The 12,861-nt window shown below is 62.8% G+C and carries 11 protein-coding genes; 10 read left to right on the plus strand and 1 reads right to left on the minus strand.

Annotated features, from left to right (window positions below; translation table 11 throughout):
- Window positions 1-40 precede the first annotated feature (40 nt).
- On the plus strand, window positions 41-928 hold the full coding sequence (locus ACP148_RS15860) for a cation diffusion facilitator family transporter (protein ID WP_421952177.1): 888 nt from the start codon (window positions 41-43) through the stop codon (window positions 926-928).
- A 372-nt stretch (window positions 929-1,300) separates the two neighbouring features.
- Window positions 1,301-1,888, plus strand: coding sequence for a cell wall hydrolase (locus tag ACP148_RS15865; RefSeq protein ID WP_421952178.1), 588 nt, complete (start codon window positions 1,301-1,303; stop codon window positions 1,886-1,888).
- A 331-nt stretch (window positions 1,889-2,219) separates the two neighbouring features.
- On the opposite strand, the gene ACP148_RS15870 is transcribed toward ACP148_RS15865, so the two are convergent.
- Window positions 2,220-3,818, minus strand: coding sequence for a phosphoenolpyruvate carboxykinase (locus tag ACP148_RS15870; protein ID WP_421952179.1), 1,599 nt, complete (start codon window positions 3,816-3,818; stop codon window positions 2,220-2,222).
- A 271-nt stretch (window positions 3,819-4,089) separates the two neighbouring features.
- On the opposite strand from ACP148_RS15870, the gene ACP148_RS15875 reads away from it, so the two are divergent.
- The 8 genes from ACP148_RS15875 (at window position 4,090) to ACP148_RS15910 (ending at window position 12,860) form a co-directional block, all read left to right on the plus strand.
- Window positions 4,090-4,806 (plus strand): response regulator transcription factor, encoded by a 717-nt coding sequence (locus tag ACP148_RS15875; protein WP_014132641.1) that lies wholly within the window; start codon window positions 4,090-4,092, stop codon window positions 4,804-4,806.
- Window positions 4,807-4,842: 36 nt separating this feature from the next.
- Window positions 4,843-6,630: a stimulus-sensing domain-containing protein gene (locus ACP148_RS15880; protein WP_421952180.1), complete on the plus strand. Its 1,788-nt coding sequence runs from the start codon at window positions 4,843-4,845 to the stop codon at window positions 6,628-6,630.
- Window positions 6,627-7,094 (plus strand): HPr kinase/phosphorylase, encoded by a 468-nt coding sequence (locus tag ACP148_RS15885; RefSeq protein ID WP_421952181.1) that lies wholly within the window; start codon window positions 6,627-6,629, stop codon window positions 7,092-7,094. The genes ACP148_RS15880 and ACP148_RS15885 overlap by 4 nt, the downstream gene beginning before the upstream one ends.
- A 107-nt stretch (window positions 7,095-7,201) precedes the next feature.
- Window positions 7,202-7,600 (plus strand): PTS sugar transporter subunit IIA, encoded by a 399-nt coding sequence (locus ACP148_RS15890; protein ID WP_014132638.1) that lies wholly within the window; start codon window positions 7,202-7,204, stop codon window positions 7,598-7,600.
- Window positions 7,597-7,914 carry an HPr family phosphocarrier protein gene (locus ACP148_RS15895; protein WP_421952182.1) on the plus strand — a complete coding sequence of 106 codons (318 nt, stop codon included), beginning with the start codon at window positions 7,597-7,599 and terminating at the stop codon, window positions 7,912-7,914. Before ACP148_RS15890 ends, ACP148_RS15895 begins: the two co-directional genes overlap by 4 nt.
- Before the next feature lie 39 nt (window positions 7,915-7,953).
- Window positions 7,954-8,484 carry a DUF2937 family protein gene (locus tag ACP148_RS15900; protein ID WP_421952183.1) on the plus strand — a complete coding sequence of 177 codons (531 nt, stop codon included), beginning with the start codon at window positions 7,954-7,956 and terminating at the stop codon, window positions 8,482-8,484.
- 260 nt (window positions 8,485-8,744) lie between these two features.
- Window positions 8,745-10,145 (plus strand): adenosylhomocysteinase, encoded by a 1,401-nt coding sequence (gene ahcY / locus ACP148_RS15905; RefSeq protein ID WP_421952184.1) that lies wholly within the window; start codon window positions 8,745-8,747, stop codon window positions 10,143-10,145.
- A 243-nt stretch (window positions 10,146-10,388) separates the two neighbouring features.
- The gene (locus ACP148_RS15910; RefSeq protein ID WP_421952185.1) at window positions 10,389-12,860 is read left to right on the plus strand and encodes an ATP-binding protein; all 2,472 of its coding nucleotides are present in this window, start codon (window positions 10,389-10,391) and stop codon (window positions 12,858-12,860) included.
- Window position 12,861 lies beyond the last annotated feature (1 nt).

Here is a 12,861-nt window from a genome sequence, read left to right on the forward strand (position 1 = left end):
TCTAGGGGCTGCGTAACGCGGTTTTACGGAGCCCTTTTTCATGTCCAGCGTACTCAAGCTCGCCATCGGCAGCATCGTCGTCGCGCTGGGCGTTCTGGCGCTCAAACTGTGGGCGGCGCAGATCACCGGGTCGGTGGCGCTGCTGTCGGATGCGCTGGAATCGATAGTCAATCTGGCGACAGCGATCGCCGCGCTGATCGCCGTGCGGCTGGCGGCGCGGCCGGCCGACTCCAAAATGCCGTTCGGCTATTACAAAGCCGAGTATTTTTCCGCCGTGCTGGAGGGCGTGTTTATCGTCGTTGCGGCGCTTTTGATCTTTTATCAGGCCTGGCAGGGGTTTGTGGCCCCCGACCCGCTGGACGCGCCGTTCGAAGGCATTGCCATTTCCATGGTGGCGACGGCCATCAACTGGGGCTGGAGCGTGGTGCTGGTGCGGCAGGGGCGCAAGCTGCAATCACCTGCGCTGGAGGCCGACGGGCGGCATCTGTGGACGGACGTTTTTTCCTCGCTGGGCGTTGCCGCCGGGCTGGTGCTGGTCGTTGTGACCGGCCAGCCCGTGCTGGACGCTGTACTGGCCGTGCTGGTGGGGCTCAACATCCTTTGGTCGGGATCGAGGCTGCTGGCGGCCAGCGTGGGCGGGCTGATGGACGTTTCGGCGGCACCCGAGCGGCTCGACGCCATCCGCCAGACGATCGCCGAAAACGCCGAGGGCGCCATCGAGGCCCATGACGTGCGGGCGCGCGAAGCGGGCAAGGCGGTGTTTATCGATTTCCATCTCGTGGTGCCGGCCGCCATGAGCGTTGTGGACGCCCACGACATCTGCGACAGGATCGAGGCGGCGCTCAAAAACACCGATGCCGGCGCCATCATCACCATCCATGTGGAGCCCGAGCACAAGGCCAAGCACTCCGGAATCGTCGTGCTTTAGGATTTGGGTGAGGCAGGGCTGCAAATGGCGCTTTTCTGCGCTTCCGGTACTCACGTACCTAAAAGTACGCTCCGTTCCGGTTCTCGAAAACCACCATTTTCGCTCCAGCCTGACCCAAATTGCGCCGTGCCTGAGGCTGGCCTAAGCGAGCGCTGCCGCGTTCCTTGCGAACCCAATTTACCTAAAATCCAACGGGTTTGGACCACTCCGCGTTCAGTCCCCTGCTTTAGGGCTCTTTGCAAGGCCGCTCAAAACGGTTAGACGTTAACCATTGATTAAGCTTAACATCGCGTTAATGGCTTGAGCGGGTTAAGGGTCAGGGCAACGAGATAACGGCACCACTGTGAGGCGCCGAACCGGACAAGGGGACACATGGCTGGCGATTTGGCGCGGGGCAAGCACGCCATCTTGAAGTGGGTGACGGGGGCCGTTCTTGGCCTGGTGAGCCTCAATCCGGCGCAGGCGCAGGAGGCGGTGCTGACCGCGGACCTGCTCAGCGACTATGTTTCCCAGGGCTATGTCACGACCGCCGAGCGCAAGCAATTGGCGGCTTCGGAAATCTACTGCCTCGCCCAGGCGATCTACCATGAATCGCGCGGTGAACCCGATCGGGGACAATGGGCCGTGGCCTCGGTGATCCTCAATCGCGTCGACAGCCGCACCTATCCCGACACCGTATGCGAGGTGGTGTTCCAGAACGCGCATATGGTCAATCGCTGCCAGTTCTCCTTTGCCTGCGACGGGCGCCCCGACGATGGCGGCAACGGCAATATCATCGACCGGGAAAGCTGGGTTCAGTCCAACATCATGGCGCTGATTGCCTATCGCAAATCGCTTCAGGGCGAGCGCCCCGAGGACGGGCTGACCACGGCGATGTATTTCCACACAACAACGGTTTCGCCCTCCTGGGCCTCTGCCTATACCCAGGTCGCCGCGATCGGGAACCACATCTTTTACTGATTGGATGGGTGGCGGCGCTCTGGTGCCGATTTCCCAGTGTCGCCATCGCGGGCGAAGACCCGGGATCGACTAGCCGGCAGCGTCGGCGATTCTGTCTTACGCGCTGAGTGTACTGGACCCCGGCTCAAGGCCGGGGTGACAGTGTGGAGCTTGCACAAAAGAAAACCCGCACCGGACGGATCCGGCGCGGGTCTTCCTCACTGTGAGATGTTCGAGCCTTGTTAGAGCGCTTCCAGGATAAGTGGGCACCACTTATCCGGTTCGGAAGCGCGACAAAACAAAGACTTAGAGCAATTGAAGCGATTCGAAGAAGCGCTGAAATGCTCTAGGGCTACTCGGCAGCCACCGCGAGGCGGGGGCCGGCTTCGGCGATCTGGGCGTCGGCGGCGGCGAATTTTTCGAAATTGGCTTCGAACAACCCGACCAGCTTGGCCGACTGGCGGTCATAGGCGGCCTTGTCTTCCCAGGTTTCGCGCGGGGTGAGGAGCTTTGAATCCACACCTTCGACGGCCAGCGGCACCGAAAAGCCGAAGACCGGATCGATACGGGCCGGCACGTTGATCAGTTCGCCCGACAGCGCGGCGTTGAGCAGGCGGCGGGTATCCTTGATCGAAATGCGCTGGCCGACGCCATAGGCGCCGCCGGTCCAGCCGGTGTTGATGAGCCAGCATTCGGCAAGGGATTCGCGGATGCGCTTTTTGAGCATGCGGCCGTAGACCGTGGGATGCAGGCTCATGAAGGGGGCGCCGAAACAGGCCGAGAAGGTGGCCTGGGGTTCGGTGACGCCGCGCTCGGTGCCCGCGACCTTGGCGGTGTAGCCCGACAGGAAGTGATAGATCGCCTGTTCGGGGCTCAACCGCGCAATGGGGGGCAGCACGCCGAAGGCATCGGCGGTCAAAAGCACCACATTGGTGGGCGTGGGGCCGGTGCCGGTGCGCGAGACGTTGTCGAGCACATAGAGGGGGTAGGCGGCACGGGTGTTCTCGGTTTTCGAGCCGTCGTCGAAATCGGGCTCGCGGGTGAACTCGTCGAGCACGACGTTTTCGAGCACGGTGCCGAAGCGCTTGGTGGCGGCGAAAATTTCGGGCTCGGCCCTGGGCGAGAGATTGATGGTCTTGGCGTAGCACCCGCCTTCGAGATTGAAGATGCCGTCGTCGGACCAGCCATGCTCGTCATCGCCGATCAGGATGCGCTCGGGGTCGGTCGAGAGCGTTGTCTTGCCGGTGCCCGAAAGCCCGAAGAACAGGGCTGTATCGCCCCCTTTGCCGGTGTTGGCCGAGCAGTGCATGGGCAGAACGCCGTCCGAGGGCGCGTGGAAATTGAACAGCGAAAACACCGATTTCTTGATTTCGCCGGCATAGGCCGTGCCGCCGATCAGAACGATGTTGCGGCTCAGATCCATGGCGATGACCGTATCGGTGCGCGTGCCGTGGCGGGCCGGATCGGCCTTGAACTGGGGGTTGTGCAGGATGGTGACGTTCGGAGCGAAGCCATCGAGCCCGGCGCGGGCCGGACGGATCAGCAGATTGCGGATGAACAGGGCGTGCCAGGCCGAAGGGGTGAGCACTTCGACATTGAGCTGGTGTTTGAGGTCGGCGCCGGCCAGAAGCTGCTGGCCGAACAGGTCGACGCCTTCGAGCTGGGCGGTGAAATCGGCAAGCAGGATTTCGAACTGGGCCGGCTCGAGCGCGTTTGTGTTGTCCCACCACACAAGATTGTCGGTCAAATCGTCGCGCACGATGAACTTGTCGGCCGGCGAGCGGCCCGTGAACTTGCCCGTGTCGGCGACAAAGGCGCCATCGGCGCTGAGCACACCCTCCTTACGCTCGGCGGCGGTCTGCACAAGGATCGGTGCGCTGTCGTTGAACCGGACCGAAGCGGCTTTGGTTGCAACGGTTTTGGCAAGGCTCTGGCACGTGGTGGCGGTCATCTGGGACACTCATTAATGCTATGATATATTGAGGGCCACATTAGTGCCGGAGCCGACCCCGCTTCCATCTGGCAATGGGTCGTAAGACGTTCGTCTAGCCGGACAAAGCCGCCCGGGGTGGAACCGGCAACCGCGACGGGCGTTGGTCTTGCCATAATTTACGCGTATTGTGCACGGCAAAAGTCGGCGTAAAGAGTTCATACAAGCGACATTGCAAAGTGCCGGGGGCATTCTTACCTGCCGGGCGCCTGCAACAGATAAAGGGAAATTCATGCCCAAGATCGCTCTTGTCGATGACGACCGCAATATTCTGACGTCGGTCTCGATGACGCTGGAGGCGGAAGGCTATCAGGTCGCCACCTATACAGACGGCGCTTCAGGACTTGACGGGCTGACATCGGAACGCCCGGACCTTGCCATTCTCGACATCAAGATGCCGCGCATGGACGGCATGGAACTGCTGCGCCGGTTGCGGCAGAAATCGGACGTGCCGGTGATCTTTCTGACCTCCAAGGACGAGGAGATCGACGAATTGTTCGGGCTCAAGATGGGGGCCGACGATTTCATCACCAAGCCGTTCTCCCAGCGCCTGCTGGTCGAGCGCGTCAAGGCCGTGCTGCGCCGCGCCGCCGCGCCCAAGGAGGCCGGGGCCACAGTGGTCAATGGCGAAGAGGGCGCGCCCAAGACATCGCTCGAGCGCGGCTCGCTGGTCATGGACCAGGAGCGCCACACCTGCACCTGGAAGGGGCAGCGGGTGACGCTCACGGTTACCGAATTTCTGATCCTTCTGGCGCTGGCCCAGCGGCCCGGCGTGGTCAAGAGCCGCAACGCGCTCATGGACGCTGCCTATGACGATCAGGTTTATGTCGACGACCGGACCATCGACAGCCACATCAAGCGGCTGCGCAAGAAGTTCAAGAGCACCGACGACAGTTTTGACATGATCGAAACGCTCTATGGGGTGGGCTACCGCTTCAAGGAGCAATAAAACAATGCCTTGGGCATTTGTTTGAAGGCGCTCCAATTGGACGCAGGCGAAACCATTTCAGGATCGGCTCCCCCTTCCAAGGGAGAAGAAAAGGCCAAGGCCGCCCGCGAGCGCCAGGCGGCCCGCCAGCCCATGATGCGCCCGGTGTTCGCGTTTTTCCGCGGCGTGGGGCACCTTATCAACTTCACGTTCTTTTCGTCGCTCACCCGGCGCATCGTGATTCTCAACCTGGTGGCGCTGGCGGTGCTGGTGGCGGGGATCATGTATCTCAACACCTTTCGGGCCGGGCTGATCGACGTGCGGGTTTCCGCCCTGCGGGTGCAGGGGGAAATCATTTCGGCGGCGGTGGCCGCTTCGGCCACGGCCAATTCGGATTCGATCACCGTCAACCCCGACAGGCTGCTCGAACTTTATATGGGGGATTTTCCGTCCTCCTATACGCTGTTCGACCCGAGCCTTGAATTCCCCATCAGCCCCGAGCGGGTGGCTCCGCTGCTGCGTAACTTGGTGACCCCGACGCGCACGCGGGCCCGGATCTACGACCGAGACGGGCTGATGATCCTCGATTCCAACAACATCTATGCCAGCGGTGAAATCCTGCGCTCGGCTCCAACCCAGGAGAGCGCACAATCCCAGCCGCTGTTCTTTACCGTCTGGAACTGGTTCGGCCGGCTCTGGCGGGGCGGGGAATATCCCGTCTATCAGGATTATCCGGCCCATGAGGGGTTGCGCTACCCGGAGGTGGCCTCCGCGCTTAGCGGCTCGCCCGCCGATATCGTGCGGGTGGACGCGCGCGGGCAGCTTGTGGTGTCGGTGGCGGTGCCCGTGCAGCGCCAGCGCTCGGTGGTCGGCGCGCTGCTCTTATCGACAAGTCCGGGCGAGATCGACGCCATCGTCGCCCAGGAGCGCTGGTCGATCCTGCGACTGGCGCTTGTTGCCGCTCTTGTGACGGGAACGCTTTCGGCATTGATGGCGGGAACGATCGCCGGGCCGATGCGCAGGCTTTCGGCGGCGGCGGATCGAGTGCAAAGCTCGATGAAGGCGCGGGCGGAAATTCCCGACTACACCGATCGCTCCGACGAAATCGGGCATCTTTCGGGTTCGCTGCGCGCCATGACCAACGCGCTTTACAACCGCATCGAAGCCATCGAGCGGTTCGCGGCCGACGTGGCCCATGAGCTGAAAAACCCCCTGACCTCGCTGCGCAGCGCCGTGGAAACCCTGCCGCTGGCCAAGACCGAAAAGGACCGCAAACGGCTTGCCGACATCATCCAGCACGATGTGCGGCGCCTCGACCGGTTGATTTCCGATATTTCCAACGCCAGCCGGATCGACGCGGAGCTGGCGCGCGAAAACACCGAAACTGTCAATCTGGGCGAGCTGGCGGCGGCGATCGTTTCGATCCAGGCCGATCTTGCCGCCAATCGCGACGTCGGGGTTGAACTGGAGATCAAGGACGGCAAGTTCGCGCCGCTGGTCAAGGGCCACGACACGCGGCTGGCGCAGGTGTTTACCAATCTGATCGACAATGCCGTGTCGTTTTCGCCCGATGGCGGCACGGTCACCGTGAAGATTTCCACCGATGGCGAAAACGTCGTCACCAGAGTACAAGACCAGGGACCGGGGCTGGGCGATACGGAAAAGGTGTTCCAGCGCTTTTACACCGACCGGCCCGAGGGCGAAAGTTTCGGCGATCATTCGGGGCTGGGACTGTCGATTTCCCGCCAGATCGCCCAGGCCCATCAGGGTACGCTTGACGCGGCCAACCAAAGCAATGCAACTGGGGCGGTGTTCACCCTCACCCTACCCAGAGCGAAAACTTGAGTGCACAAAAACACAACGCCCACGGCACCGGCATCCTGATCGGCGACCACGGCATCCTTCTTACAGGTGTTTCGGGGGCCGGAAAATCGCTGCTGGCGCTCGACCTGCTCGAACAGGCGCGGCTGCGCGGCGAGACGGCATTGCTGATTTCGGACGATCGGGTGGTGCTGTCCACCGACGAGGACGGGCTGATCATGGAGGCCCCCGAGACCATCGAGGGCATGATCGAATTGCGCGGGCGGGGGATCATCACGCTGCCCTTTGCCAAAAGAGCCCATGTTCATCTCGTCGTCGACCTTGTCGAGGAAGAAGAGCGCCTGCTCGAGGAATCGGCGCTGACCACAAAGATCGACGGCATCTGGGTGCCGCGCTGCCCGGTGCCGCGCCGGGGACGGATCGACGGGCTGCACCAGCGGTTTCTGGTTCATGCCGCGTTAAGGGCCCTGGGCGCCAATCTGGGATAGGTCCGTCCGATTTCGCTGGATAGCGGGCCGAAAAGACTTGAAACCTTTACCGTCCCGATCAAGACTCCGCCCCGGTTGCGCGGAGAGAAAAAGGTAGCGAAGCGATCATGATGGGCTTGGTCCTCGTGACCCATGGCAGGCTTGCCGAGGAATTCAGTTCGGCGCTCGAACACGTCGTGGGGCCCCAGGAAGGGATCGCCTCGGTCTCCATCGGTCCGGAAGACGACATGGAGGGCCGGCGCCAGGACATCATTGCCGCCGTGGAATCGGTGGACAGCGGCGACGGGGTGGTGATCCTGACCGACATGTTCGGGGGCACGCCATCCAACCTTGCCATTTCCGTCATGCAGGATCGCGATATCGAGGTTTTGGCCGGCCTGAACCTGCCCATGCTGGTCAAGCTGGCGCGCATCCGGCCCGAAATGGCGATGCGCGACGCCGTGCGCCTTGCAGCGGAGGCCGGGCGTAAATACATTAACGTCGCCAACGACGTCTTAGGAAAATGAGCACAACAGTTACCGAGCCGGGCCGGGCAGTCTGCCAGCGGCTGACAATCTGCAACAAGCGGGGCCTGCATGCGCGCGCTTCGGCGCGCTTTGTGCGCACCGCGGATCATTTCGACGCGCAGGTCAGTGTGACCCGCGACGGGGTTACGGTTGGCGGCACCTCGATCATGGGCCTGATGATGCTTGCGGCGGGGCCGGGCTCGACAATTCTGGTTCAGGCGACGGGCAATCAGGCCCGCGAGGCCATCGAAGCGCTGACAGAACTGGTCAGTTGCGGGTTCGACGAGGACCAGGACGGCGAACCGGGCGCCTGACAGTATTCTCACCGGGGGCAAACGAAAGACCGAGCGCTGATGCTTAAACGGATCGTCTGCCTGATCGGTGCCGCACTTGGCGGGGCAACGCTATCCCAAGCCCCCGAATATTCCCAGCAATATACCCAGCGGCTGGCCGGCGCGGTCGATGAGCTGACGGCGATCATCGCGCAGTTCGATCAGGACGCTGCCCGGTTCGGGCTGACCCGGCAGGAGGGCCTGGAGCGCTATCAGGCCAGCGCCGACGGGTTTCTGACCGAGCGCGGGATTTCCATGGAGACGGTGTTCAACCGCCATGAACGGCTTTCCGCGCAGCTTGCCGATTTGCGCCAGGCGCCCGCCGGAACCCAGCTTTTCGAGATCGCGCGCTATTTCGACACCGAGGTGGGGGCCGCGGCGCTCGAGGATTTCGAGCCCGCCGTGCCGCTGACGGTGGTGGGGCTTGCCTATGTGATCGCCGGACTGGCTGCGGGGTTTGCCGTGTTCTGGGTGCTGGCCAGCATCATCGGGGCGCCCTTCAGGCGGCGGCGGAGCCGGGTCAAGATCAGCCGCGCCGAGCGGCGGCTGTAGGGGGCGAGTCCTGCCTCGTCACACGCCGATTTGTATTGGGGCAAAAGCAACGGTCCCGGCCGGAGTTGCAAGCGCTGGTGGCTACTGGGTCCCGGGTCTTCGCCCGGGATGACTGCGGAGAATAGGCGAGTCCGGCTTTCACCATCGGCTCTTTTTTAAGGATATAAAACTTTCTTTATATCCCGGTTGCGGGAGCGACCCTCTCTCTTGTATAAGCGGCCCACGCTTTTTTTCAGTTATCAGACGTGGAGATCGGGCCGATGAGCGCCGCATCCAATTACGCCGTCAAGGACATCTCGCTGGCCCCTTATGGCCGCAAGGAAATCGAGATGGCCGAGATCGAAATGCCGGGCCTGATGGCCATAAGGGCCGAAAATGCCGCCAGCCAGCCTCTCAAGGGCGCGCGGATTGCCGGTTCGCTCCACATGACCATCCAGACGGCGGTTCTGATCGAAACGCTCGTCGCACTGGGCGCAGAGGTGCGCTGGGCCTCGTGCAACATCTTTTCGACCCAGGACCACGCGGCAGCGGCGATTGCCGAGGCGGGCATTCCGGTGTTTGCGCACAAGGGCGAAACGCTGGCCGAATATTGGGACTTTGCCGACCGCATTCTCGATTGGGGCAATGGCGAGGTCGCCAACATGATCCTCGACGATGGCGGGGACGCGACAATGCTGGTGTTGATCGGCTCGCGAGCCGAGAGCGATCCGTCGGTGCTGGCCAATCCCGCCAATGAGGAAGAAGAAGAGCTGTTCAAGGTCATCAAGCGTCGTCTGGAGCGCGAGCCGGGCTTTTATTCCAAATGCCGCGCGGCGATCAAAGGGGTTTCTGAAGAAACAACGACCGGCGTGATGCGGCTCTATCAGCTGCAGGAAAAGGGCGACCTGCCCTTCCCGGCCATCAACGTCAACGACAGTGTGACGAAATCCAAATTCGACAACAAATATGGCTGCCGGGAATCGCTGGTGGACGCCATTCGCCGCGGCACCGACGTGATGATGGCGGGCAAGGTGGCGATCGTTTGCGGTTATGGCGACGTGGGCAAGGGTTCGGCCGAATCGCTGCGCGGCGCCGGGGCGCGCGTGCTGGTGACCGAAATCGACCCGATCTGCGCGCTGCAGGCGGCTATGGACGGCTATGAGGTGGTGACGCTGGACGACGCCATCGAACGCGCCGATATCGTGGTGACGGCGACGGGCAACAAGGACGTTCTGACCATCGATCACATGCGCCGGGTCAAGAACATGGCGATCGTTTGCAATATCGGGCATTTCGACAACGAGATCCAGGTTGCCGCGCTGCGCAACCTGAAATGGACCAACGTCAAGCCGCAGGTCGATATCGTCGAATTCCCCGACGACAAGAAGATGATCCTTTTGTCCGAAGGGCGGCTTGTGAACCTCGGCAATGCGACGGGGCACCCATCATTTGTGATGAGCGCATCGTTTTCCAACCAGACGCTGGCCCAGATCGAACTCTGGACCAAGGGTGGGGACTACGAAAACAAGGTCTATGTGCTGCCCAAGCATCTCGACGAAAAGGTGGCCAGCCTGCATCTGGCCAAATTGGGCGCCAAGCTGACGACGCTGTCGCAAATGCAGGCCGATTATATCGGCGTGCCGGCGGCGGGGCCGTTCAAGGCCGATCACTACCGCTACTAAGGTTGTTGCGTTAACCTTTGAACCTGACATGGGGCGCTTCGGCGCCCCTTTTGTTAACCTTTTGGGGAACAAATCAGGATCAGAAGGGTCTCTGCGGACTGTGCAAGCCCTAAGTTATCCACGGGTCGTCAGTTTGACTCTTTTTCGCGATTCGCGGCGCGGTTATGGTTAACTGATTCGGGGGGCTTTCCGGCCGCCTCTGGGGCAAGTCAAGGCAAATCATTGAGCAAGAGGGCATCAGGAATGCAGCCGGCGGGATTCCGGAGATTTACGGGATTCGTATCCGTTGGCGGCGCGGGCGCTGCCCTTCTTGCCGCCTCCCCTGCCCTTGCCGCTCCCCTCGCCGCCACCGCCATATCGGGCGCAGCACCCTACACCATGGCGCTGGGTGCGGCCGGGTTCGGGCTGGTCGCAACGCTTTTGGCGCTCAGATGGCGACGGGAAGCGGAAGCCGCCCGGCTCGACGCGAGCGAAAAGCTGGGGGCGATGCGCGCCGCGCTCGACGAGTTCGAGGGCCTTCTGGCCGGGATGCCCGAAGTCACCATCATCTGGCGCGATGCGGGGATCGAACCTTCGGTGATCGGGCCGATCAACGCCCTGCTGCCGGGGGAAAACCGGCCCCATGCGGTGCTCGAATTCCGCTCCTGGCTCGAAGACGAAGCGGCGCGGTCCCTGGCGGCGCGGCTGACCGATTTGCGCATCGAAGGCCGGGTGTTTGAAACATCGGTGACGGCGCGCGACGGGCGGATCATCAGGGCCACGGGACGGCTGGTGGGCGGGGCAGCGGTGGTGCGGCTGCGGCCATCGGGCGCCAATGTCGAACCGCCGCTCAAGGGCGCCGATCTCACCCGCCTGCCCTCCCCGGCCGAGGCGCAGGCGATCCTTTCAAACCTCACCATCCCCGCCTGGCTGCGCGACAAGGACGGGCTGCTGATCTACACCAATGCGGCCTACCTCCATTTCACCCGCACGCTGGGGCTCAAGGGCGAGCGCGGCACGGCGCCGGACATTTTTGACGCCCCGACCCGCGAGCGGCATTTAAAAGCCATCGAGGACGCGGCCGATACCATCGCCTTTACCGAAGAGCATGCGCTGGCGGGTGGGCTCGAGCTTGTGCTGTTTCCGCTTTCGGGGGGCAGCGCGGGCTATTGCTATCTACCCGTGGCGCGGGCCAAGCCCGCCGAAGCTGCGAACGCCGAGCCCGATCTGGGGCATCTGACAACTGTGATCGATGCGTTGGCCACCCCGATCGCCGTTTTCGACAAGCGCCAGCAACTGACCCATTACAACACGGCCTATGCCAATTTCTGGGGGCTGGACACCGGCTGGCTCAACACCGAGCCCAATGAAAAGGCGATCCTGGACAAGCTGCGCACCCAGGGGCTGCTGCCGGCGGAGACCGATTATCGCGACTGGCGCGGCAAGCATCTGATGAGCTATGCGCTGACCGCGCCGCGCGAGGTGCCCTGGTATCTGCCCGACGGGCGCTGCGCCAATGTGATCGCTGCCCCCGCGACCGGCACGGGCGGGGTGATCTATGTGTTCGAGGACATGACCGAGCGCCTGGCGCTGGAAACCCGGCACAACGCCTTGATGCACGTGCAGCGCGAAACGCTGAACGCGCTGACCGAGGGCGTTGCCGTGTTCGGCACCAATGGGCGGCTCAAACTGCACAATCCGCGGCTCTCGATGCTGTGGAAGCTGCCCATGAACACGCTGGGCAGCCACCCCCATATCGACGAGATCGCAAGGGCCTGCGCCGAGGCGTTTCCCGAGGACGGGCGGCGCATCTGGGGGGATCTCAAACAGCGCATCGTCGATCTCAACCCCACGCGATCGGACACCAAGGGACGCATCACCCGCGCCGACGGGCGGCTGCTCGACTATGCGGTGGTGCGGCTGCCCGACGGGCAGACCATGATGACGTTCGTGGACGTTTCGGAAAGCGCCAATTACGAGCGGGTGCTCAAGGAGCGCAACGAGGCGCTGATCGCGGCGGACCGGCTGAAAGATACGTTCGTCCAGAACGTTTCGTACGAATTGCGCTCGCCCTTGACCAATATCATCGGCTTTGCCGATCTTCTGGCGTCGGGCGAGGTGGGCCCGCTTTCAGACAGGCAGCGCGCCTATACCGACTATATCCGTTCCTCGAGCGCCAATCTGGGGCTGCTGATCGACAATATTTTGGACCTGGCGACCGTGGATGCGGGCATTGCCCAGCTCAACCCCGAAGTGCTCGACATTTCCGCGCTGATCGAAAAGGCGCGGGCCGGGCTCGACGCGACGTTTACGGGCGGCGAGGAAAAGGTCGACCTGGCCGTCGAGATCGGAGACGATCTGCCGACATTTGTTGCCGACGGGACGCGGATCGTGCAGGTGCTCTATAATCTGTTGTCCAACGCGGCGCGGTTTTCCGATCCGGGCTCGCAGGTGCGGCTCAAGGTTTCCTCGCGTGGCCACGAGCGGATCGCCTTTGCCGTCGAGGACGACGGGGTGGGCATACCAGAGGATGTGCGCAACGCGATGTTCCAGCGCTTCGAGGGGCAATCGGTCGAGGGGCGCCAGCGGGGCGCGGGGCTGGGGCTGGCGATCGTCAAGACCTTCGTCAATCTCCATGGCGGCTCGGTTCTGATCGAGGGGCGCCAGCCGCGCGGGACGCGGGTGACGGTGATCATTCCGTCCAACACCGCGCTGGCCCAGAACGCGGGCGAATAGG

This window comes from Pelagibacterium sp., assembly GCF_965249125.1.
In the GTDB taxonomy this organism is placed as follows: Bacteria; Pseudomonadota; Alphaproteobacteria; order Rhizobiales; family Devosiaceae; genus Pelagibacterium.

Bases quoted from the DNA above. Each gene is read 5' to 3' on its own strand.
- ACP148_RS15860 (WP_421952177.1), top strand. From the start codon at position 41: ATGTCCAGCGTACTCAAGCTCGCCATCGGCAGCATCGTCGTCGCGCTG.
- ACP148_RS15865 (WP_421952178.1), top strand. From the start codon at position 1,301: ATGGCTGGCGATTTGGCGCGGGGCAAGCACGCCATCTTGAAGTGGGTG.
- ACP148_RS15870 (WP_421952179.1), bottom strand. From the start codon at position 3,818: ATGACCGCCACCACGTGCCAGAGCCTTGCCAAAACCGTTGCAACCAAA.
- ACP148_RS15875 (WP_014132641.1), top strand. From the start codon at position 4,090: ATGCCCAAGATCGCTCTTGTCGATGACGACCGCAATATTCTGACGTCG.
- ACP148_RS15890 (WP_014132638.1), top strand. From the start codon at position 7,202: ATGATGGGCTTGGTCCTCGTGACCCATGGCAGGCTTGCCGAGGAATTC.
- ACP148_RS15895 (WP_421952182.1), top strand. From the start codon at position 7,597: ATGAGCACAACAGTTACCGAGCCGGGCCGGGCAGTCTGCCAGCGGCTG.
- ACP148_RS15900 (WP_421952183.1), top strand. From the start codon at position 7,954: ATGCTTAAACGGATCGTCTGCCTGATCGGTGCCGCACTTGGCGGGGCA.
- ahcY (WP_421952184.1), top strand. From the start codon at position 8,745: ATGAGCGCCGCATCCAATTACGCCGTCAAGGACATCTCGCTGGCCCCT.
- ACP148_RS15910 (WP_421952185.1), top strand. From the start codon at position 10,389: ATGCAGCCGGCGGGATTCCGGAGATTTACGGGATTCGTATCCGTTGGC.